The organism is Imperialibacter sp. (assembly GCF_040222815.1).
In the GTDB taxonomy this organism is placed as follows: Bacteria; Bacteroidota; Bacteroidia; order Cytophagales; family Cyclobacteriaceae; genus Imperialibacter.
The window spans coordinates 161,541-184,951 of sequence record NZ_JAVKCH010000057.1; the positions used below are offsets into that span (position 1 = coordinate 161,541).

The following is a 23,411-nucleotide window of genomic DNA, read 5'->3' on the forward strand; positions in this document are numbered from 1 at the left end:
TATTAAAGAGGCCCTCGTTTTACAAATCTATCAAAATGATCGTTCGCAACGCTTTCTTTTTTGTTTTCCTTAGCTTTCTCTTTTTTGTGCCCAAGGTATCAGCTCACGATTTTAGCAATGATGAGTTGGCTGAAGCCATCCGCTTGCGATTGGAAACAGCCCAGGCATATGGGCAAATGAGGCTTGGCGAAGAGCCAGTTTTTTGCATCAACACTTTGCCTGAGTTTTATGTAAGCAGAGACTTTCAGCCACTTTGGATAACAACCAGGGACAAATACCAAAAAGCAAAGGAGATGCTGAGCATCATCGGCGATGCGGAGGAAGAAGGACTAGCACCTGACGACTATCACTATGCTCATATATTGAAGTCGCTTAATCACTCCATTCGGCATGATTCGGTCGGTCGTTTTGAGCTTATTAAATTAGAGCTTTTGCTTTCCGACGCCTTCTTTTTGTACGCCTCTCACCTTTACTATGGAAAGTTGAACCCTGAGACTGCCGACCCCGAGTGGAAAGCAAAACGAAAAACCGATAGCTTCGACTTTGCCGGTTATTTAACCGAGGCGGTGGAGTCGGGCAAGCTAAGAGAGTACACCCAAGTGCTGGCTCCCAGCCTGCCGGAGTACACGATACTCAAGTCTTTTCTCGACTACTACCGTGAGGTGGTGTCAAAGGGAGGCTTTCCAAACGTGCCTGCTGGTGATAAGCTTCAAAAGGGAGATAGTAGTGAGCGAGTAGTGGCCATCAAGAGACGACTGTACATGGGATCGAACGTAGAAATTAAAGATGGCAACATGTCGCCTTTTTTCGATGACGATCTGGAAGCAGCCTTAAAGATATTTCAACGCCGAAATGGGTTGGGGGCAGATGGTGTGGCTGGGGTAAAAACCGTGGATTTACTTAATGTGCCTGCCGAGAAACGTATCCAGGACATAAAGATCAACATGGAGCGACTCAGATGGTTGCCCGAAGATCTTGGCGAACGCTACATACTCGTCAACCTTGGAAGCTTTGAGCTTGAAATATTCGACAAGGCCTCCAGGACGTATGACTCGGAAGTGATCATTGGTAAAACCTATAGGAAGACCCCCGTGTTTAGCAGTAAAATGACCTATTTGGTGCTTAATCCAACCTGGACTGTGCCCCCAACTATTCTTAAATCCGATATTCTTCCGGAGGCCAGAAAGGATCCATCTGTAATCACAAGAAAAGGTTTAAAGGTGCTGAGAAGTGATGGAACTGAAGTGCCGTTGGCAGATGTAGACTGGCCAAATGTTTCTTCAACCAACTTTCCCTATATGCTACGCCAGCCACCGGGCCCCTCAAATGCTTTGGGAGATGTGAAGTTTATGTTTCCAAACCCCTACAGTGTTTACATACATGACACCCCGAGTCGGGAGATGTTCAACAAAAGTGAAAGAGCGTTCAGCTCCGGGTGTATCAGGTTAAAAAACCCATTGAACATGGCTGCCTACCTTTTAGCAGGCACTAAGTATACCAGAGAGGAGATTGGAAAAATCGTGCAAACGAGGGTGGAAACTACCATCACCTTGCCGAAACCACTTGATGTACACATACTCTATCTCACGGCGTGGGTAAGCGAAAGTAACAGCCTTCGCTTTGGTGTGGATATATACGAACGTGATGCCAGGATAGCCAAAGGCCTATCGGGAACTCCCCAGGGGGGCAGCAGCATTGGCAGCAGGCTCTGATGTCAATTTTTGAACCTGGGCAACCAAATTGGTTGGTTGAAGCAATTTGCTTTTGGAAAGATAGTTTTTGTCGGGGTAGAATATAAAGAGGGCCGTTCCGTCTTTGATGGTGTTGATAACCTCCTTATGAACAGCCATTGGAACTGAAGGGCATCCGAAGCTACGTCCTAGTCGTCCATGTGCTTTTACAAAGTCTTTGCTTACATAGTCAGCGCCGTGAAGCACAATCGCTCTTTCTCTCGCTTTGTCATTAAAGCCTTTTTCCTGCCCATCTAAACGAAGGGAGAGCCCATGTTTACCTATGTAAGTTTGAGCTGTGGTGTAGAAGCCAAGGCTGCTCGTGTTGGAATTGGGAACATTAGAAAATGACTCTGCGTAGAGGTTTCCTGTATTTCTTCCATGTGCAACAAGTGTATGATACAGCACGCTTCTCGCTTTCAGGTCAACTATCCAAAGTCTTTTTTGGTTGGAAGGCTTTCGGAAGTCAATAATGGTGACAATATCTGCCTGGCCAATACGATCGCTATCTTTGAGATTGAAATAACCTGTGACTGCAAGCTTGAAAAGCCCAAAATCCGGTAGGGGCTCCTCCTTAGCAAACGACTGGTAGTACAATAGAAGCTGACGATCAGGCGAGAAGTCCGCTGACTCATCCTCCAGACTCTTTTCCTGAGCAAAGGCCACTCCGGAAACAATGAACAAAAGAGCAATGAATAATCTTGTCATAAAAGCCGCTAGTACGGAACAAATGTAGATAACGGAATCGTTCACAGGCCTTTGATGTAAGAATATTTTTGAAGCGCAATATTCCACTCAAAGTGACGGCGGCACCAATATCTTTCTTGTTTCTGCCGACTTACCTTTTTGGCCTGTTATATTTGTAAAAATATTGATGGACAATGCTTTCAAGAAGACCAAGAAGAAACAGGAAATCGGCGGTAATTAGGGAAATGGTGGAGGAAACAAGGCTTTCTACAAAAGACTTTATCTTTCCGCTTTTTGTCGTAGAGGGGGCCGGGAAAAGAGTGGAGGTAAAGTCTATGCCTGGGATTTTCCGGTTTTCGTTGGATCTCCTTTTGAAGGAAATTGAGGAATGCCTGATGTTAGGTATTCGCACATTTGCGATTTTTCCAGCCATCGACGATTCAAAGAAGGATAAGTACGCTACCGAGAGCCTAAATGGTGAAGGGCTTTACCTCAGGGCGCTGAGCGAGATTAAAAAGAGATTTCCTGAGGCTTGCCTGATGACTGACGTTGCTATGGATCCTTATAGCAGCGACGGACACGACGGGTTAGTAAAAGATGGACAAATTGTAAACGACGAAACCCTCGAGATACTCGGAAAAATGGCCGTTGCTCAGGCTGGCACCGGAGCTGACATTATCGGCCCCTCCGACATGATGGATGGGCGTGTTGGGTACATCAGAGAAATGCTGGATGACGCAGGATATACCAATACGTCTATCCTTGCCTACACAGCCAAGTATGCAAGTGCCTTTTACGGTCCATTCAGAGATGCGCTTGACTCGGCTCCAAAAGCCGGAGACAAAAAAACTTACCAGATGGATACGGCTAATCGGAACGAAGCCCTCGTGGAAGCCGAACTGGACTATAATGAGGGAGCTGATATATTGATGGTAAAGCCTGCACTGGCTTACCTCGACGTGATCAGGCTGTTGAAAGATAATTTTCCATTGCCCATAGCGGCATATAATGTGAGCGGAGAGTACGCCATGATTAAAGCTGCTGCTCAAAATGGGTGGCTTGATGGGGAGAAGGCGATGGTTGAGTCCCTTTTGAGTATCAAAAGAGCAGGTGCCAGCATCATACTGAGCTATTTTGCCAGGGAATTTGCCCAGCTTCAAAAGCAATAGTCCTGAAGCAGTGAATAGAATGCAAAAAAAAGCACCGGATAATTTACCCGGCGCTTTCCCGTAAGAGGATTCTACTACTTGTTATCTTTAAGGGTAGATGATGTTTCTCACCACCCATACTTTACTTTCTAGTTCACGCCCGTCGAAATCTTCTATTTCGCTTCTACCCTTACCTAACGCTTTCAGGTAGGTGTTCATTGCCTTGACGGGCAAGTCATTTTTGAGGTAATAGTCCCCCAACACTGTCAGGTTGTAAACCGCCTCATTGAGGTCTATTGACTTTGAAAGCCAGTCGTAAGCTTCCTTCAGGTTTTTGTCAATCACAATGCACCTTTCAGCTGCTTTTGCCAGTGTTTTCCAATCATGGTAGGCCGACTCCTCAACCATTTCCCTGGCCTTTTGCACTGCCCTGCTTTCATTTTTCTCTTTTGGGCCTGCTGCCCAAACCAAATTTGTCATTCCAATTAGTGACAGGCTCATAACGCCAGCCACTAGTGTCCTTTTTACTGAGTTTCTCATAGCACGAAAATTTAAGTGTTCAATAGTCACACATTAGTTTCCGATTGATTATGCTATTCAGATCCTCTTACAAATCTTCACTAAAGACGGTTATTCTCCGTTCAGGTTGCGTCAATACTTCACTTTATTTTAGCCCCCATTTTAAAAAAATGCCTTGAGCATTAGTACTGGAGAATCATTTACGGTTGGGCACTACCTCTTGGTTGCTGTATATACGATGCGCATCAGGATTAGTTGGTTGCATTGTGTTAAAAAAAGTTAAAATGCCTCCGGCCCGAACCTGAACAAATCGTTGACAATTCCCCCTTGCTATTGTTGGCTATATCTATAGTACCCGATAACTTGTGAAAAGTTACACCTTCCATCATAGAACTTTAATTAAGCTAATGGTAACAGACTGGAAATTTTTTTTGGTTGAACATGGCGTCGACCCTGACTACGGATTTCTTTTGACTCCGTTTCCTGAAGTAAGCCTTTCGTCCTATTTTGCTCCCTGGGATCAGGCTGCACTCCATTTGCCAGAGTGGATAGAAAACGGCAGCGTAGCCGAAGAGGCAGGCAAATTACCATTCAAAGACCCGGGCAGAATAAGCAGCAAAGGCGAAATGGAAAGGGCCATGCTGGTGCTTTCATTTTTGGGAAGCGCCATAGTTCATACATCTGCCGATGCTTCGCCACTTATCCCGAGAAACATCTCCGTTCCATGGCGATACATTGCCACTCGCTTAGGAAGGCCCCCCGTGTTATCGCATGCATCCGCTGTGCTGGCTAATTGGAAAAGAATAGGCAATATGGGGGTGGTGTCATTGGATAACATTGAGCCTCTGGTAACATTCACCAGAACTGAAGATGAGAAGTGGTTCTATATGGTCACCGTGGAGATTGAATCGCAGGCTGCAGAAGCTATTGCTGCCGTTGCCCTGGCGCTGGAATACACCACCACGAGAAACTCTGAGAATATTCTCCAACAACTGAAAGTAGTCAGGAACTCAGTGAGGATGATGACCACGACGCTGAAGAGGATGAAAGAGAAGTGTAACCCTTCAGTTTTTTACTCCAGCATACGGCCTTTTCTCAGCTCTTTCAAGGATGTCAGGTATGACCTTGGAGGGAGAACAGTGACAGAGAGCTGGCACGGTGGGAGTGCTGCTCAAAGTGCTGTCCTGCAGTTTTTGGACGCAGGAATGGGGATTGAGCACATGGAGCCTAAGTCTTCGGCATACATGAAAGATATGCTTAATTACATGCCTCCGCAGCATGCCACGATTGTGAGAAAGCTAAAACAAGGATCTCCCCTGAAAGACTATTGTAGTTCGGAATCGACACTCCGGTTCTTTTACGATAAAGCTGTAGAGACAATCCATGACTTTAGGACAGAGCATTTCAAAATAGCGCACGAGTATATAATTGCGCAGGCAAAAGCAGAAGAAGGGGTAATTGGCACTGGGGGAACTGAGTTGTCATCGTTTCTGAAATCGATGAGAGACGACACAAAAAAAAAAGGTGACTAAATTAATCACCCTTTTCACGCTTAAACAACACCCTAATTTATTTATGGCAAATCCTTACACAAAAATCATGAAGAATTCTTTTTCTGCTTCAAATATGACCCAAAGTTTTCTAAAAAAATGCAAATGAGAAAGTTTTAGGTCTTTTTTTTACCCTTAAAAATGAAAATTTACACAATTATGAATTTTTACGACTAAAATTATACCCACTGTGAGTATTTTCATAAAAAGAGCTTCATTCTTAACGATTTTTCAAAAAGAAGGAAAAGCGCTTTAAATGCATCTTTTCATCGCAACGTGAAGCTTGCTGATTTTTAATAATTTTTCGTATTTGTTGCGAATCATTCAAGAAATTCCGTATTTTCATAGTACCGTGATAATTAAATTGTGAATTTCACAACAAAATTGGTTGCTTCGCCTCTCATTTTGACAAATTCATAAAAACGGCTTCGCATTAACCCCAAGATGATAATTGGCCTTTTTCCAAAAAGGCATCGCCATTTGCTTTTTGCTAAATGCATCTTGAACGTTTTTAGACATCCTAAGTATGGAAGAAATAAAAAAACAACGTGAGGGCTTGTACTGCCCGGAGCTCGAACACGACAATTGTGGTATGGGCTTTCTTGCCAATTACAATGGCCATAAATCGAATGAGATAATTACTGGTGCTATATCCATGCTTGAAAACATGGAGCACAGAGGCGCTACCGGCGCTGAGCCAGAAACCGGAGATGGGGCTGGTATTCAGTTTCAGGTGCCCTATGAGTTTTTTGAAGCAGAGGCGCTGGCTTCAGGAGTCAAACTTCCGGCCCCGGGTAAATATGGCGTGGTTACACTCTTTCTTCCAAAAGACCAAAGGGGAAGAGAAGATACTGTTAGTCAACTAAAGCAAATCGCCACCGAAAGGGAGTTTAATATTGTTTTCCGCAGAAAAATACCCACCGACAATAGCAGAATAGGTTTGTCGGCCCGGCAAACAGAGCCTGACATGTATCACTACCTTCTGGTGCCAAAGGAGCCCTTGGAAGACTCAATGGTATTAGAAAGAAAACTATACGTTTTTAAAAACCAGGCCACTCACTTCATTGCCAAATCACATCCCGATTTCTATATAGCCTCGTGCTCTGCTTTTAAAGTGGTTTACAAAGGGCAGTTGCGTACAGACCAATTACGGTTTTACTATACAGACCTGAGAGACAAAAGGCTGACGTCAGCCTTTGCCATGATTCACTCCCGGTTTTCTACCAATACTTTCCCCAAATGGAAGCTGGCACAGCCCTTTCGTTTTCTTGCGCACAATGGTGAAATAAATACCATAAGAGGGAATGTGAACAAAATGAAGTCGAAGCAGGCGCTGATGGAGTCTTCGTTGTTTACCAAAGAGGAGATGCGGTGGTTGCTGCCCATTTGTGATTCAGCCGATTCAGATTCTGCCAATCTGGATGCGATGGTGGAGCTTTTGGTGCTCTCTGGCAGAAGCATACAGCATGCAATGATGATGCTTATTCCTGAAGCCTGGCAAAACAATCCTCTGATGGATGAGGACAGAAAGGCATTCTATAAGTTTCATGCGTCGATGATGGAGCCCTGGGATGGCCCCGCAGCAGTATGCTTTACTGATGGTTTGAGAATAGGTGCTACGCTTGATAGAAACGGCCTAAGGCCAGCTCGCTATACAGTAACCAGCGATGGCCTGATCATTTTGGCTTCGGAGGTTGGAGTTTACCCCGTCGACCCTTCCAAAATTATTTCCAACGGAAGGTTGCAGCCGGGAAAAATGGTAATGGTTGACCTGGTGCAAAAAAAGGTGTTGTTTGACGAAGAGATCAAACAGCAGATTTTTGACAAGCAGCCCTATTCCGAGTGGATTAAAGGCAATAGAACAAAGCTTAGACTGCTGCCCGAGCCCAAGGATTTGCACCCGTCGTTTGAGGACGACCAATTGAAAACGAGGCAGTTGGCGTTTGGGTACTCCAACGAAGACGTGAGAACCATCCTTAAGCCGATGGTCGAAGATGGAAAAGAGCCACTCGGCTCTATGGGGACCGACACCCCTGTTGCCGTCTTGTCTAACCAGCCTCAACACCTTTCATTCTACTTTAAGCAGTTGTTTGCTCAGGTAAGTAACCCACCTATCGATCCCATCAGGGAGCGGCTTGTGATGTCATTGTTCACCAGGGTGGGTACCTCAAAGAATATTTTGGCTGAAACGCCTGAGCATTGCAGGCAGATACATATATCGCAGCCCGTTCTGGACAAGTCAAACTTTGAAAAGCTGCTTCAGTGGGATCACAAGCATTATAACTACAAGATTATAAATATCTTGTTCAACGCAGACGGCAAGGCAGGCAGACTTGAAGAAGGGGTCAACGAAATTTGCAAAGAGGCCGAAAAGGCCATTGCTGAAGGCTCCAACATCCTTGTGCTGAGTGATAGAAACCTAAGTAAGAACAGAGCCGCCATACCATCATTGCTGGCACTGGGAGCAGTTCAGAATCACCTTGTAAAGAACAAAATACGCACCAAGGCAAGTCTGATCGTGGAATGCGGCGACGCCCTGGAAGTGCATCATTTTGCGACTCTTGTTGGCTTTGGTGCCAGTGCTATCTATCCTTACATGGCGCTTGATACTATTGCTGAGTTGGTGAAAAGTGAAAAGCTTGATAAACCCTTGAGCTTTCAGGAGGCAAACGCCAAGTTCATCAAAGCCATAGGTGATGGAATTTTGAAGGTAATGTCGAAAATGGGCATTTCTACTCTTCAGTCTTACCAGGGAGCTCAAATCTTCGAAATACTTGGGCTTTCCAGTGCTGTGGTAAACAAATGCTTCTACGGCACTATTTCCAGAATTGAGGGCCTAGGTTTCGATGGCATCGCACGGGAAACGCTGGCTAAGCACAAGCTGGCATTCATGGAGTCGAACCAAACAAAGCGACTTCCAGAGGGAGGAATCTACCAGTGGAAGCGCCGGGGAGAGGTTCACTTATTTAACCCCGACACAATCCACTTGCTTCAAAAATCTACTAAGCTTAAGTCGTACGACTTGTATAAAAAGTACGCTGAGAAGATCAATAAACAAGAAGAGAAGGCCATTACGCTCAGGAGCTTACTAGAATTTAAGGCTGGTAAGGCTATTCCTATCGAAGAGGTGGAGCCAAAGGAGGAAATCTTCAAAAGGTTTGCTACCGGAGCTATGTCATTTGGTTCTATCTCTTTTGAAGCCCATACGACATTAGCCATTGCCATGAACCGGATTGGTGGAAAAAGTAATAGTGGGGAAGGTGGTGAAGACCCAATCCGCTACGAGCGCAAGCCAAATGGGGACTACATGAGATCGGCTATCAAACAGGTAGCGTCTGGCAGGTTTGGTGTGTCGTCTTACTACCTCAGCAATGCTGACGAGCTTCAAATCAAAGTAGCTCAGGGTGCAAAGCCAGGTGAGGGTGGGCAGCTACCGGGTCACAAAGTGGATGATTGGATAGGACGTGTTAGAAACTCTACGCCGGGTGTTGGTCTTATCTCACCGCCCCCGCACCACGATATATACTCGATTGAAGATTTGGCGCAGCTTATCCACGACCTTAAAAATGCCAACCGGGAAGCGAGGATCAACGTTAAGCTTGTTTCGGAGGCAGGTGTTGGAACTGTTGCAGCTGGTGTGGCAAAGGCATTTTCTGACGCCATTCTTATATCTGGTTATGACGGCGGCACCGGAGCTTCCCCAATAAGTTCAATCAGGCATGCCGGCTTGCCATGGGAACTTGGTTTGGCAGAAGCACATCAAACGCTCGTGAAAAACAGGCTACGTTCCCGAGTGGTACTGCAAACCGACGGCCAGTTAAGGACGGGAAGAGATATCGCCATAGCTGCAATGCTGGGTGCTGAGGAGTGGGGCGTTTCTACGGCCGCTTTGATTACCATGGGCTGTATTATGATGAGAAAGTGTCATCTGAACACCTGCCCTGTTGGTGTAGCGACCCAGAACCCGGATTTGAGGGCGCTCTTCACCGGTAACCCCGAAGAAGTGATTGCCTTGTTTACATATATGGCGGAGGAGCTAAGAGAGATAATGGCTTCGCTGGGCTTCAGGACAATCAACGAGATGGTCGGCCGTGCTGATATGCTTCAGGTGAAAGACAAACTACCTGGTTGGAAGGCTGCTACAATTGATTTGAGCCCTGTATTGAAATATGCCGAGCCAGCTCAGGGAGAGACCGCTTACAACTCAATTGCGCAAAAGCATAAGCTGAACGAGGCACTGGATTGGAAGCTTTTAAAAATTGCACAGCCTTCATTGGACACCGGTCAGTTCTCTTCAGGCAAGTTGAAGATAGTGAATATCAACAGGTCAGTAGGAGCGCTTATTTCGAATGAAATTTCGAAGAAATACAACGAAGAGGGGCTTCCGGAAGGAACAATAAGGATAAACTTCAGGGGGTCAGCTGGCCAGAGCTTTGGCGCTTTTGGCGCTCCTGGGCTTAAGTTTGTGCTTGAAGGAGAGGCCAACGACTACTTTGGTAAGGGCCTTTCTGGTAGCCAGCTGATAGTCTTCCCCGACAGGCGTACGAAGTTTGTGCACGACCAGCAGATCATAATAGGCAACGTGGCCCTTTACGGCGCAATTACGGGAGAGGCCTATATCAATGGTATGGCTGGCGAGCGGTTTGCCGTCAGAAATTCAGGTGCTAACGCCGTTGTGGAAGGTGTGGGCGATCATGGCTGTGAGTACATGACTGGAGGTAGAGTTGTAATACTCGGTCCTACTGGAAAGAACTTTGCTGCCGGAATGAGTGGAGGTATTGCTTATGTTTATTCTCCGGGAGAAGAATTTGAGCAGCTGTGCAACATGGAAATGGTGCTATTCGATTCAATAGATCATCAGGACGTTTCCACAATTAAAACACTTGTGACGAATCACGTGAAGTTTACGGGTAGCAAAAAGGCTGAAATGATTTTGTCAGAGTGGGACAGGCATATTGGTAAGTTTATCAAAGTGATGCCAAAAGAGTACAAGGAAGTTTTGGCCAATGCCAATAAGCGTAGAATCCGTCAAGCAGTATAAGATCATGGGAAAAGTAACAGGTTTTTTAGAATACAATAGGGAGCTGCCAACTGCAAAGCCTCCCAAGCAGCGCATTAACGAGTACAAAGAAATATACGACGAGTTTGCTGATGAGAAGACAGAAGAACAGGCGGCTCGTTGTATGAGCTGTGGTGTACCTTTTTGCCACACCGGATGCCCGTTAGGGAATAACATACCCGAGTTCAACGACGCTGTTTACCAGCAGGACTGGGAGCTGGCCGCCGAGATACTTGGCAGCACCAATAACTTTCCTGAATTCACAGGGCGGATATGCCCTGCACCCTGTGAAGGATCGTGCGTGTTGGGAATAAACAAGCCTGCGGTAGCTATTGAGCACATCGAGAAGTCGATAGCGGAAAAGGCATTCGAACTGGGTCTGATAAAGCCGAACCCACCTAAAACAAGAACCGGTAAAACCATTGCTGTGGTTGGTTCGGGGCCTGCCGGCCTGGCGGCGGCGGCTCAGCTAAATAAAGCTGGTCATACCGTAACGGTGTACGAAAGAGCGGCTCAGCCCGGTGGACTACTACGTTATGGCATCCCCGACTTTAAGCTCGAAAAGTGGGTTGTGGAGCGCCGTGTTGAGGTGTTGAAGGCAGAGGGAATTGAATTTAAATGTGGAGTGAACGTAGGTGTTGATATTACAGCTAAGGAACTACAGTCAAAGTATGACAGTATCTTGCTGGCAGGTGGCTCTACCATTCCTAGAGATATCCCAATTCCCGGACGGGACTTGAAGGGAGTGTATTTTGCCATGGAATTCCTGACACAGCAAAACAAAGAAGTGTCTGATGAAAAGATTGAGGAGAAGAGGATTTTGGCTACAGACAAAAATGTGATGGTGATTGGGGGTGGTGATACCGGTTCTGACTGCGTGGGAACATCCAACAGGCACAGGGCCAAGTCCGTTACTCAGCTTGAGTTGCTTCCCCAGCCGCCAAAGTCGAGAGCCATCGATAACCCCTGGCCTGAGTGGCCAATGACATTACGGACGTCGTCTTCACACGAAGAAGGCTGCGAGAGAGATTGGGCTGTGCTCACAAAGGAGTTTGTGGGTGATAAAGACGGTAATCTGGCAGGTGTGAAGTGTGTGAATATCGAATGGAAGGCGGCGAAACCGGGCGAGAGGGCTGGCTTTGCTGAGATTGACGGCACTGAAAGAATAATCCCCTGCGAACTGGCTTTGCTGGCGGTAGGCTTTGTGGGCCCGGAGAAGGAAGGATTGGTTGATCAGCTGAAAGTGACCCTTGATGAAAGGGGAAATGTGGCAGCTACCGATTACAAAACATCTTTAGAGAATGTTTTTGCGGCCGGCGACTTGCGCAGAGGACAGTCCCTGGTTGTTTGGGCGATCTCAGAGGGCCGTGAGGCCGCCAGGGCTATAGATATTCATTTGATGGGCTCAAGCGATCTGGAAGCAAAAGACGCATCTTCTATTTCAGAGCTTATCTAGCTATTTGAAAGCATTTTCAGTAGGAGGCTGACTGCTGTCATACACCCGTATGGCAATAACGTCGGCCTCCGCTGTTTTTAGCCCATTCACAAACACCTCGCAGAAGAACACTGTTTTTCGATTCTTCACTTCGCTTACCCGGGCCCTCAGCTCTATGGTTTGATCATTGGGAGTTGGCTTTAAATACCTGACGTTCAAAGTGCCGGTGGCATATCTGTATTCAGGCATAGAAGCCAGCGGCCTTCCTTCCAGTTTGTAGGCATGAGCCATGGCCGAGCCCATGCAGTGACAATCGATAAGGGTAGCTAAAATACCACCATTCAACAGGTTGGGCCAGCCGTGATACTTTTCCTGCGAAACCCATTTGCATACCGCCTCCTCACCCTCCCAGTAACTCTTTATTTGCAAACCATTGGGGTTGTGCACGCCACATCCAAAGCAAACATTCTCAGGCATAAAGTCCTGAAAGTACTCAGGTTGCTGATTTTCCATTTTCCAATCGTTATTTTAGTGGCGAAGTTATTAATTTCATAGAACCCCGGTGCTGTTATGCTTGATGTTAAAATATTAGACCTTCACTTTCTTGGGCTTGAGAAAACTATTTCGTCATTCTTAATCAAAACAAGCGAAGGCCCGGTCTTGATCGAAACAGGCCCCCATTCTTCTATTCAGTCATTGGCGAAAGGATTAACGGAAAACGGAGTTCACCCGGAGGATGTCAAACACGTTTTTCTGACACATATTCACCTTGATCATGCAGGAGCTGCCTGGTATTTTGCCCAAAAGGGTGCGAGCGTCTATGTTCATCCATTCGGAGTAAAGCATTTGGCTGACCCTTCGAAGCTGATGGAGTCGGCAAGGCGCATCTATCAGGATAAAATGGATTATCTGTGGGGGCAAATGCACAGCATTGACGAAAGCCAGCTGGTGGCGGTAAACGACGAACAAACCATCGAAATAGGCGGGGTTGCGATCAAAGCGTTGCATACGCCCGGGCATGCTGTTCACCATATTGCCTGGCTAATAAATGACACCCTCTTTTCCGGCGATGTGGCAGGCGTAAAAATAGAAAATGGGCCGGTGGTTCCTCCTTGCCCGCCTCCCGACATCAACGTTGAAAACTGGAAAGGCTCCATTGAGCGAATAAAGGCCGCCGGGATTTCACAGCTCTATCTTACTCATTTTGGAGTGATAAAAGATGTTGACAAACATCTCGATGACCTGGAATCAGTACTGGATGAGTGGGCGTTTTGGATCAAGCACCAGATGGAAAAGGGAACAGACGCAGAGTCCATGACACCGATGTTCCAGGCGTTTGTGGCAGATGGCTTGAGAGCTCAGGGCCTGACTGACAGGCAAATCGAGCAATATGAAGCGGCCAACCCTGCCTGGATGAGTGTGGCAGGGCTAATGCGCTATTGGACCAAAAAAAAGTCAGATGAACAAGCTTAGAAGAAAATAGGGCGAAAAACTGTATCTTTAACAAAGTTCAGTGCGTGAAAGTCAATTTTTTAATCATTCTATGGCTAATACTAGTTTACCCTTCGATCTTCAAAAGCTTGTTGCCAGGCACGGATACATCTATGAAGATTTAAACTCCGTCCAGGTATTCAGAAGCAAAGCCAGCTTTTCCAAATTTGCCAACCTGGCGCTTATTCTTCTTGGCACTTTCCTATTGATAGGGGGACTTTTTTCTTCAATATTCTTCCTTTTTGGTTTTGGAGTTCTTGTGGTTCCTCTGATCAAGTATATCCAGAGAAAGAGGTTTGTATTTGACTTTAAAAAGGGAACCTTCGAACTAAAAGGCTCCATTTTTGGGGGGAAGAATATTTATCCGTTCAGAGAAATTACGGCGATTGAAGTAAACTATGATGTTTCTGAAGGGGACGTATCCGCTTTTTCCAACAATCAGAAGCAGCATAACTACAGAATATACCTCAGGGCCAGCAACAACAAGGAGCATGAACTCTTCTTTATCTCGGAAAAGGAGTTTAATCCAATTGACAGCGTGGCCGCCTTGAGGTATACGATATCTAACTGGATAAAGCCTGGTTCCTGATCCTGAGAAAAAATAGGTTGCCGGGATTTCCGACTAAGAACAAAGTGCTTATTTCAGCACTTTGTTCTTAAAGTATTCTAATGTTGGTTTCAACCCTTCGGCCCTGGAGTATTTGGGTTCCCACCCAAGAATTTCTCTGGCTTTTGTAGTGTCCGGTTTCCGTTGCTTCGGATCATCCGTTGGCAAAGGCTTGAAAATAAGCTTTTGATTAGCATTGGTCAGCTTGATAATCTCCTCCCCAAATTGCTTGATAGTAATTTCGTCAGGGTTACCGATGTTGACAGGGTGTGGATAGTCGCTCAAAAGCAACCTGTAAATGCCTTCAACTAAATCGTCGACATAGCAGAAAGATCGGGTTTGAGAGCCATCGCCAAAACAGGTGAGGTCTTCACCCCTTAATGCCTGTGAAATGAAAGCTGGTAGCACTCTGCCATCGTCCAGCCTCATACGGGGGCCGTAAGTGTTAAAAATCCTTATGATGCGTGTTTCCAGTCCGTGGAAGGTATGGTAGGCCATGGTAATCGCCTCCTGGAAACGTTTGGCTTCATCGTAAACCCCTCTTGGCCCTACAGGATTGACATTGCCCCAGTAGTCTTCAGTTTGTGGGTGCACCAATGGGTCGCCATAAACCTCTGAAGTTGAAGCTATAAGGATTCTGGCATTCTTTGCTTTGGCCAGGCCAAGCAGGTTGTGCGTGCCAAGTGAGCCTACCTTGAGGGTTTGGATAGGCATTTTGAGGTAGTCGATGGGGCTTGCTGGTGAAGCAAAGTGAAGAATGTAATCCAAATCGCCTGGTACATGGACAAATTTCGAAACATCGTGATGATAGAACACAAAGTCTTCTCTTTTAAAAAGATGTTCTATGTTGTCGAGAGAGCCTGTGATGAGATTGTCCATAGCAATTACATCGTACCCTTCCTTTAGAAACCTGTCGCACAAGTGAGAACCAAGGAATCCTGCTCCACCAGTGATCAATACTTTCTTTTTCTTTGCCATTTTAGCTGAATTAAAATTTGAACTTACCTGCGGCATCTGCCAGCGATCCGAGGGCTTTGTCTTTCTCCGAAAGAATCAGCGACAATTTATCAAGCTTCCAATCGATGTTGAGTGAATTATCGTCGAATCGTATGCCATCGTCGAAGTTTGGCGCATATGGCCGGTCGACACAATAGAAAAACTCAGCCGTTTCGGAAAGGATGACAAAGCCATGAGCAAACCCTCTTGGTACAAACAATTGCTTTTTGTCCTCGGCACTCATCTCGATGCTAAAGTGCTGCTGGTAAGTGGGAGAGCCCTCTCTCAAGTCGACCGCCACGTCTAATATGCTACCGGACAGCACTCGAACCAGTTTAGCCTGTGTGTAAGGCTCCCTTTGGAAGTGAAGTCCTCGCAGAACTCCTTTCGACGATTTTGACTGATTGTGTTGAACGAAGTCGGCTTTGATGCCGGTTGCTTTTTCAAAACTGACTGCGTTGAAGCTTTCGAAAAAGTAGCCCCTTTCATCCTCAAATACTTTGGGCTGGATAATAAACAAGCCTGGAAATCTGGTCTCTTCAATTGTCATTTGATAAGATTTAATAAGTAGCCACCATAGCCGCTCTTCACCAAAGGATTGGCAAGTTTTGCCAACTGCTCTTTCCCAATAAATTTCATTTTGTAGGCAACCTCTTCGATACAGCCAATTTTTAGCCCCTGCCTTTCTTCAATTACCTGCACAAACTGCCCGGCTTGCATCAGTGAAACGATGGTGCCAGTGTCCAGCCAGGCGGTACCCCTATCGAGAATGCCAACGGATAATTTCCCCTGCGCCAGGTACACTTTGTTTACATCAGTGATCTCAAGCTCCCCCCTGGGGCTGGGTTTCAGTTCTTTGGCTATTTTCACCACGCTATTGTCGTAGAAATAAAGACCCGGCACGGCAAAATTTGACTTAGGGTTCGCCGGCTTTTCTTCAATCGACATAGCCGTGAGATTCTCGTCAAATTCGACTACGCCGTAACGTTCCGGGTCTGTTACGTGGTAGGCGAAAATGACACCGCCGTCAGGGTCACTTTTGCTTTGCAACAGCTTGGCCATGCCCGATCCGTAAAAAATATTATCCCCGAGCACAAGTGCCACCTTATCGTTACCGATAAATGATTCCCCGATAATAAAGGCCTGGGCCAGGCCCTCCGGTTTTTCCTGTACGGCATACGAAAACTCACACCCAAGACTTTTGCCATCTCCCAGAAGGCTTTTGAACAACGGAAGGTCGTGAGGTGTGGATATGATAAGTATTTCTCTGATCCCGGAAAGCATCAACGTGCTTAGTGGGTAGTAGATCATTGGTTTATCGTATACAGGCAAGATTTGCTTGCTTACTGCGATGGTAAGTGGGTGAAGACGAGTGCCGGATCCACCAGCTAGAATGATACCTTTCATTTTATCTTGAAGACATTGTGGCATGCAAATTAGCAATACCTGTTAAAAATATCGTTGAGATAGTGTTTTGTTATATTTTTTTGAAGAAAAATAGTGCGCATTGCCATACTTTACCTTTCGGCTTATTCTTTATGAGAAAATACTTCGGAATAGCCTTTGGGTCTCCGTCCCACCACGGTTTCAGACCGAGGTGGATGCTTTTAGATAGAACTAAAAAGTGCCCTGTTTATTTGCTTTCCAAAGTATTTTTTAAGATTCCGTCAGTCGCAACCTAAATTGATTGACACCTTTTTTCAACGAAACGTTTACCCCAACGCTTAGCTGCTCGCCGGAAAATGCTTCTTCGCCTGACTCTTGCAAATTGATCCATTTGTATTGGGAGCTTTCGTCGGCAGTGAACCACTCAGGAAACTGATTGATTCTTGGCCAATCCCACGGCATGTGCATATTGGCCTGGTGTCTGGCCACGTCAAACTTAAGGACGCCTGCCCAGTCGGCGTCGACAGTCACACTGATCAGCAAGTCCTCTCCGATTCTTACTACCCCAGGTTGTATGTCAGCTCGCCAGGGAGCCACTGTCATCCCTTGTGTCTTCCACAGACAGTACATAATGGTAGTTCTTGCAAAATTACCGTCCCCATGCCAGCCCTCAATTATGCCGGATGAGTGCCATTGCCCGGTGTTGGCCCTGTGGCTGGAGTCCTGCATCGACCACATTACCTGCATTTCACTGTCAATCCAGCTGGGTACACTGCTTACAGGCTCACGGTTGTAAAGGTTCAGCGCCCCTTCAATGGCGTCGGCATAACCATCGGCAGAGCCTGTTTCCCAGTCAAAATTTCTGTAGTTACCGCTCAGTGCATTAAGCGCTTTCAGTGTGGCTTCCCTGTAGGCGTCCGTAGAGTCTATCTGATAAACCGTGTAGAAACCATTGAGATTATACCCAAAGTTATCAGCCGTGCCGGCCGACAAGACCTCTCCTGTTTGGGGATTGACGGAATTGTAAAAAAGGCCATCTTCATTTCTTCCCACTTCCAGTATTCTGTCGAGCATTTCGTGCATGTGGGACTCATAGACTTTCTTTTTTGCCGGATCGGCAGCATCGATTGTTGCGTACAATTCGCACAGGCCTGAGACAATCTCACAGCCATGGTCACGCAACCGCAGTGATTCAAAATTTCTGGTCGGGTGTTGATTGCCAAGCAGGTAGTAGTCGCCCAGGCGAATGGCCCATTCCAAATACTTTTGATCGCCCGTCATCCAGTATACCCGGGATAGCACTTGCAGCATCTCCCCGTTCACCTCCACATTGGTAGACACAATGTTGCCATGGGGCGTTTCAACGGGTGCATATTTCCACATATCGTCAAGAATACCGATCATCCGGTCTGACCACGGGCTGGCTCCCAGCCATTCGGTGAGTGGCAGTAGACCATCTTTGATATACTCCGACGAGCCAAACATGATGCTGTTCAAATCCGGCTCTGGTTTGTCAAAGCCTTTTTTGGAGAACGAGTAAGTATCGGGCAACCGATCAATGCGGGAAGTGAGCCGGGTTTCCGTGTTCAGCATGTCGAGCATCCTGCCGTTGAAGAGTTGCTCGTCAGTTAAAGCCGCCGTGAGCACCATAAAGGGATAGTTGTCGGCGGCGGCATCCCAGGCATTCCAGATGTCTTTGCTTTCGTTGAGGTTGCGGGGAATGAGGCCGGAGCTTGAGTCTGCATATGCCAGCCAGTCGGTCACAAACTTCCGGCTGCGCTCGAGACCCTCGTTCACCAGCTGGCCATTGATAGTGGCCTGCTTCAATGCCAGGCTGTCGGCACTGGTTAGCTCCGGGTTGTTTACAGACGATTGTGAGCAGGAAAAAAGGAGAGTAGCTGCTATCAACAGAAGCAGGCAGGGCTGTAGGTTTTTCATATGATTGAAGATAATGAAAAATCCGTATCGGGAGTCGGGGTATTTCATTTCAAGCGGCATTCATTCCAAAAATTAACTCATTCCGTCGCTGCTATTCCTTATCTTAGACAACTGAAACCTATCCGGCTATATGAGCAAACCTAATCCAACCAGGCGTTCATTTTTTGTCACCTTTCTGGGTGCCAGTGCAGCCCTGGCCGTTTTGGCGGGTTTTGCCATCATTTACTATGTGTTCAACAACGTCAAAAACCTTGACATGGTGGTGGAAGGTGATATCACCACGCTGAGCATGCTGGGTGAATTCGTAGGAGGCACTGTAGGCTCCATGTGGTCGCTGGCAGGTGTCATCTTTTTTTACCTGGCCCTGATTTACCAGCGCCGGGAGTTGGAGCTGCAGCGGGAAGAGCTGCTGGAGTCACGCAAGATCATGGACAAGCAATCGAAAACACTGCAAACGCAACAATTTGAAAACACGTTTTTCCAGCTCCTCGAATTTCACCTCAATGCCGCCAAGCGCATCGAAACCCAGGACGGCAGCAATGGCTTCGATAAAATGTATGTCGATTTAAAAAAGGCCCTGGCCACCACCAAGCGAAAAAGAAAAACAACGGGCAGCTCACAAAACCTGGATTCCCAGTCTTTTGAAACCAGTTTCCGCCTGGTATACGACAGCTACAGAAACACCCTCTCCCATTATATGGAAAGCTACAAGGCATTGCTGTTTCTGGTAGATGAAAAGAGCAGCGACCCTGTTTTCTATGTGAACATCATCAAACCCCACCTCACCGAGCAGGAGGTGCTCATGCAGTTTTACTACCTGCTGCTATACGACAAGAATGAGAGATTTAAAACGGTGGTGGAAAATTACGGCCTGTTCCAACGCCTCAACGTCCGGGCTGTGCATGCCATCGACAAGCTGCATTTGGAGGAGCTGAAAGGAACTGCGTACGAGGCAACGCCGGAGAAGAGGATAGAGGAGCGTGATGAAACGGAAGAGACAAAGAAGAGCAAGAGGCTGTTTTTCAAAGCGCAATAGAGCGAAGCTGTTTTGCCGAGTAATCAAAAGCTGAATGAACAGAAGTTATTTCTTGTCTAAAGCCGTACACTCTGCCTTAATCACCCACGCATAGAAGTCGCTTTTTTGCCATTCAGGTTCCTGGTTTTTTCGGTAAAAGACCTTATCCCCTTTGATGCCTATAAATGTAGGTGCTTCAGACGGAGGCGTTGCAGGCGTAAATTGTCAGGCTTGTGATCGTAAGCAATGTGCAAATTATTGTCTCTAATAAACCGCCACGTCTGTGCCGATATAGTACAAGTCGAACCCACCTTTGCCACCAGGCCGGTTGGAAGAGAAAAACAGCAGGCTATTGTTGAAAAAACCTGGATAATTGATAACAACCGGCCGATAGTCGTCGTACGCTGAGTTTACTTCTGCTCCAAAGTTGGTAGGTTCCGACCAGCCATTGTCAGTTCTTAAACAATAATAAAGGTCATATCCGCCAAATCCACCCGGGCGGTCGGACGTAAACACCAGCAATTTACCGCTTACAAACGGACATTTGTCGTTGCTCTCTGAGCTGATAGCCAGCTTATCCGGCTGCTTCCCAATGTCTGAACCAAGTAAACCCACTAAATCGGTGTCCTCTCCAAAGCCTATTTCATAGATGTCGAACTGCCCATCCCTGTTTGAGCAGAACAGCAATTTTTCAATAGTTTCTGGCGCTAGCTCACCATGATAAATGAAATTCTCCCCATAAAATGTTGGATACATATCGTCAGATGAGGAATTAAGAAAATCAATTTTCTTCGGAGGATACAAGACCGGCGACCCATCAGTCCCGAAAGGCTTTTCGTGATGGGCATAGCTAATGTCGAAGTTACTGTCGCAGTCGCTGGCATACATCAGCACATACCTGTATTTGCCGCCAGCATTGTACTGAAAGGAGTAAGGCCCCATTTCGTTGCAGGGGGTGTTAATGGAAGAGAGCAACTCTGGAGTAAAGTCGTCATCGTCGTCCAGCGACGTGGCATGAATGCTCAAAGTGCCATTGTCGGTCGTCCAAAGAATACCCAGGGCATCTCCCACCACATCAAAGTTTTCACCGGCACTATTCCTATTGGAGGAGAAATGAAGCTTCAGTCCAACGCTTATCAGCGGTATGTCCGAATTGTAATCATCATATTCGGAGTTAACCTCACTGAAATTGGTGATAGTGGCAGGGAAGGTTCCCTGCGGATACTTGTCTTTTTCGTGGCAGCAGGCCAATAGCCCAATGCTACCCACTATCAATAAGAATTTTATTCGCATAGCTGAGTTCTTTAAAATGTTTCTCGTTGCGTTAAAGACACCCTACCTATCCATTGCCCTGAAGCCCTGGTTCGTGTCTCACCATAGCCGTCAACCTAAGCGAAAAAGGCCTGGGAAAAGAAACTGAACACGGTTTTGGGCCGAAAAATCAAGAATTTCTCCAATTACCTCTCAAGATTTGTTTCTGATGAGCGTATTGAGGCCATTGCAAAAGCATCATCCTTCAAAAAGCGTAATTCTGCCATCTCACCAAAGGCATTTCTGGATGTGGTTTTCTTTTGCAATAGTGACAAAAGCCCTTCACTGTCTGAATACAGTATAGATCTTGAACATCAGCATGGCGTTAGTGTTTCCAAACAAGCTCTCGACAAGCGTTTCAATGAAAACACGAAACAGATGCTTAAAGACCTTCTCCAAGAGGTTTTGACAAAGCAAATGGCCAATAATTCCGTAAAAAGCATTTCCTCCAGTTGGTTTACTGACATCCGCATCATGGATAGTTCAGAGTTTAAAGTATCTAAAAGGGCAGCAGATACTTTTCCTGGGTATGGAGGGGAGGGCAGGGAAGCCAGTGTTCAAATCCAATTTGAGTATCAGCTGCTAAGCTCCATGGTCACCGAACTTTCAATTGGCTCATCACGGGATTCTGATAGCATTGAGGGGATGAAGAATATTAAGAAGGTGCCTCCCAAAACATTGTTGCTGAGAGATTTAGGATATTTTTCTCCTAAGGCATTTGAAGAGCTAAGTAGCAAAGGTATCTACTTCATCAGCAGGGCAAAGTCACAATGGAATTTCTATACTCTCAAGGGTGGGGAATACTCACTACTTTCAACTGCCTCCATTATCAGCTTGCTAAAAGACCAGAAAGAAAAGTACCTGGACATGGAAGTATATGTTGGACAAAAAGCCTGCACGAAGGTAAGGCTTGTAGCCAACTTGCTCACAGAAGAGCAAAAGCAAAAACGTTTAAAGAATAAATCAGCCCGCAGAAAACTGGGGCCTGATGCCCTAGAGGCAATTGGTATAAATCTTTTTGTGACCAACGTGGAATCGGAAAAATGTACTGCCTGCCAGGTATATGATCTTTACTCATTGAGGTGGCAGGTAGAGCTTGTCTTTAAAACTTGGAAAAGCGTGATGAAATTGCATAAAATACACCCAATGAATGCGACCCGTTTAGAATGCATCATTCTGATCAAGCTGTTGTGGGTCATGTTAAATTGGACTTTTCTTAATCACTTGAAGAGGCTCACCCAAATGGATCTGAGCTTTCATAAGTTAGTCACAACGTTGCAAGGACGATCTAAATCATTAGCGTTACCTGTGTTGCAAAATAGTCACCTGCTCTTCGAATGGCTGACGGGTTTGTATCGGATCAGTAAGGTATTCCACGAAAAAGAGTACAAGAAAGGACGGAAAAAAGTATCAGATATTCTCGCTAGAACATGTCAAAATGTGCCCTAAAACTATTAAATTAGATCAACAAAAACGGCTGGCCATTCCGATAAATGGCTTTCAAAAAACATGGAAAATAAAACTTGGCCATGTCCAATGGCCTTGCCATGTTCAGCAATTCTTTCTTAGGTTGACGGCTATGGTGTCTCACGAACCAGCATAGCCACCCTTACCTGTTCCTTACTATCGTCAGCGTCTCATTCCATTTCCTTTCCCAAGTCAAGAAAGTGATGAACATGTAAAGCAAGCCCACTACTAATGCCTATTCATTTTAACGTTTTTGAAAAGCCAAAAGGGGGTGTAAAAAAATCCAACAAACACCGACGCATAAAACTTGACAATCACATATAGCAAGAAACCGACGATCAGGATTCTATCAAACATCTTCGGCGAAAAACGGTTCAGCGTGAGCCAGCCGATAACTATTGAGAAGCCATAATAGACACATCCCAAAAGAGTGAGGAATATAGTTAACGGAGTGAGGTTGATGTCTCTGTTTTGAAAAAAGATAAGCGTAAAAACAAAACACGCCAGTGAAAGGGCTATTGCGACATATAGGTTTGGTCTGGTCATGTTTTTTGTTGTCGCAGGTTTTCAAATTAAATGAAAAATGGAGGAATAAAGACCAGCAATTAATGCCCATAATGCTACTGGTTGAAAAGCCTTAATAAAATGAAGTACATAGTTGCGGAACCAGCCAGGGTCGCAAAAACATCAAGGATGTCAAAAACCCCCATGACTGGAAAGAAATAACTACTAAACTCAAATACCAGTAAAATGAGTGCAACTCTGATAATTTCCAGAAAAGGGCCGCTCTTGCCTCTTTTCAACATAACCAACCACATCATAGTTGTCAAAAAGATGGTTCTAAGAAACGCTGGAGCATAGCCTATAAGTGCACTATCCAATAAAATTGTACTTGTTAGATAGCCATATCTCACCAGGGATATGACAAAGCCCAAAGCAAATGAAAGAACAAGAATAAACCACAGCAATAAACGGTTTGATGGGGCTTCCATAGAATATAAGTTGTCTTACAGTCAAATCTAGTGAACTAGCGGAAAATCTACCGCCCTGATTCATATCTCACGAACCAGCC

At 45.9% G+C, this 23,411-nt stretch carries 18 protein-coding genes; 9 read left to right on the top strand and 9 right to left on the bottom strand.

Annotation, left to right across the window (positions count from 1 at the left end; all coding sequences use genetic code 11):
• The first annotated feature begins 35 nt into the window (after window positions 1-35).
• Window positions 36-1,712, top strand: coding sequence for a L,D-transpeptidase family protein (locus RIF36_RS26840; protein WP_350129598.1), 1,677 nt, complete (start codon window positions 36-38; stop codon window positions 1,710-1,712).
• Here RIF36_RS26840 and RIF36_RS26845 read toward each other — a convergent pair.
• Window positions 1,665-2,438, bottom strand: coding sequence for a murein L,D-transpeptidase catalytic domain family protein (locus tag RIF36_RS26845; RefSeq protein ID WP_350129601.1), 774 nt, complete (start codon window positions 2,436-2,438; stop codon window positions 1,665-1,667). The genes RIF36_RS26840 and RIF36_RS26845 overlap by 48 nt on opposite strands.
• Before the next feature lie 173 nt (window positions 2,439-2,611).
• Between RIF36_RS26845 and hemB the strand changes: the two genes are divergently transcribed.
• Entirely contained in the window at window positions 2,612-3,586 is a 975-nt protein-coding gene (hemB, locus tag RIF36_RS26850) for a porphobilinogen synthase (RefSeq protein ID WP_350129604.1), read from the top strand.
• Between the two features lie 87 nt (window positions 3,587-3,673).
• Here hemB and RIF36_RS26855 read toward each other — a convergent pair whose 3' ends face one another.
• Window positions 3,674-4,105, bottom strand: a complete 432-nt coding sequence (locus RIF36_RS26855) for a hypothetical protein (protein ID WP_350129607.1) — start codon at window positions 4,103-4,105, stop codon at window positions 3,674-3,676.
• A gap of 386 nt (window positions 4,106-4,491) precedes the next feature.
• Between RIF36_RS26855 and RIF36_RS26860 the strand changes: the two genes are divergently transcribed.
• The 3 genes from RIF36_RS26860 to RIF36_RS26870 all read left to right on the top strand — a co-directional run bounded on the left by RIF36_RS26860 (window position 4,492) and on the right by RIF36_RS26870 (window position 12,149).
• A complete protein-coding gene (locus RIF36_RS26860; RefSeq protein ID WP_350129610.1) occupies window positions 4,492-5,616 on the top strand; it encodes a PrnB family protein in 1,125 nt (374 codons plus the stop codon).
• 544 nt (window positions 5,617-6,160) lie between these two features.
• A complete protein-coding gene (gene gltB / locus RIF36_RS26865) occupies window positions 6,161-10,675 on the top strand; it encodes a glutamate synthase large subunit (protein ID WP_350129613.1) in 4,515 nt (1,504 codons plus the stop codon).
• A 4-nt stretch (window positions 10,676-10,679) separates the two neighbouring features.
• Complete coding sequence (locus RIF36_RS26870) at window positions 10,680-12,149, top strand: glutamate synthase subunit beta (protein WP_350092066.1); 1,470 nt, start codon at window positions 10,680-10,682, stop codon at window positions 12,147-12,149.
• On the opposite strand, the gene RIF36_RS26875 is transcribed toward RIF36_RS26870, so the two are convergent.
• Window positions 12,150-12,641: a PaaI family thioesterase gene (locus tag RIF36_RS26875; RefSeq protein WP_350129616.1), complete on the bottom strand. Its 492-nt coding sequence runs from the start codon at window positions 12,639-12,641 to the stop codon at window positions 12,150-12,152.
• Window positions 12,642-12,698: 57 nt separating this feature from the next.
• On the opposite strand from RIF36_RS26875, the gene RIF36_RS26880 reads away from it, so the two are divergent.
• On the top strand, window positions 12,699-13,601 hold the full coding sequence (locus RIF36_RS26880; RefSeq protein ID WP_350129619.1) for an MBL fold metallo-hydrolase: 903 nt from the start codon (window positions 12,699-12,701) through the stop codon (window positions 13,599-13,601).
• 70 nt (window positions 13,602-13,671) lie between these two features.
• Window positions 13,672-14,208 (top strand): hypothetical protein, encoded by a 537-nt coding sequence (locus RIF36_RS26885; RefSeq protein ID WP_350129622.1) that lies wholly within the window; start codon window positions 13,672-13,674, stop codon window positions 14,206-14,208.
• 48 nt (window positions 14,209-14,256) lie between these two features.
• Here the strand turns inward: RIF36_RS26885 and RIF36_RS26890 are convergent, their stop codons facing one another.
• The 4 genes from RIF36_RS26890 to RIF36_RS26905 form a co-directional block, all read right to left on the bottom strand.
• Window positions 14,257-15,204 (bottom strand): UDP-glucuronic acid decarboxylase family protein, encoded by a 948-nt coding sequence (locus RIF36_RS26890; RefSeq protein WP_350129625.1) that lies wholly within the window; start codon window positions 15,202-15,204, stop codon window positions 14,257-14,259.
• A gap of 10 nt (window positions 15,205-15,214) precedes the next feature.
• Complete coding sequence (rfbC, locus tag RIF36_RS26895) at window positions 15,215-15,772, bottom strand: dTDP-4-dehydrorhamnose 3,5-epimerase (protein WP_350129628.1); 558 nt, start codon at window positions 15,770-15,772, stop codon at window positions 15,215-15,217.
• Window positions 15,769-16,629 carry a glucose-1-phosphate thymidylyltransferase RfbA gene (gene rfbA / locus RIF36_RS26900; protein WP_350129631.1) on the bottom strand — a complete coding sequence of 287 codons (861 nt, stop codon included), beginning with the start codon at window positions 16,627-16,629 and terminating at the stop codon, window positions 15,769-15,771. Before rfbA ends, rfbC begins: the two co-directional genes overlap by 4 nt.
• A gap of 249 nt (window positions 16,630-16,878) precedes the next feature.
• Window positions 16,879-18,546, bottom strand: coding sequence for a hypothetical protein (locus RIF36_RS26905; protein WP_350149709.1), 1,668 nt, complete (start codon window positions 18,544-18,546; stop codon window positions 16,879-16,881).
• A 130-nt stretch (window positions 18,547-18,676) separates the two neighbouring features.
• Between RIF36_RS26905 and RIF36_RS26910 the strand changes: the two genes are divergently transcribed.
• Complete coding sequence (locus RIF36_RS26910; protein ID WP_350129637.1) at window positions 18,677-19,582, top strand: putative phage abortive infection protein; 906 nt, start codon at window positions 18,677-18,679, stop codon at window positions 19,580-19,582.
• 243 nt (window positions 19,583-19,825) lie between these two features.
• Here the strand turns inward: RIF36_RS26910 and RIF36_RS26915 are convergent, their stop codons facing one another.
• Window positions 19,826-20,854 (bottom strand): TolB-like translocation protein, encoded by a 1,029-nt coding sequence (locus RIF36_RS26915; protein WP_350129640.1) that lies wholly within the window; start codon window positions 20,852-20,854, stop codon window positions 19,826-19,828.
• A 135-nt stretch (window positions 20,855-20,989) separates the two neighbouring features.
• Between RIF36_RS26915 and RIF36_RS26920 the strand changes: the two genes are divergently transcribed.
• On the top strand, window positions 20,990-22,321 hold the full coding sequence (locus RIF36_RS26920) for an IS4 family transposase (protein ID WP_350149710.1): 1,332 nt from the start codon (window positions 20,990-20,992) through the stop codon (window positions 22,319-22,321).
• A 638-nt stretch (window positions 22,322-22,959) separates the two neighbouring features.
• Here the strand turns inward: RIF36_RS26920 and RIF36_RS26925 are convergent.
• Window positions 22,960-23,331: a hypothetical protein gene (locus RIF36_RS26925; RefSeq protein WP_350120824.1), complete on the bottom strand. Its 372-nt coding sequence runs from the start codon at window positions 23,329-23,331 to the stop codon at window positions 22,960-22,962.
• Window positions 23,332-23,411 lie beyond the last annotated feature (80 nt).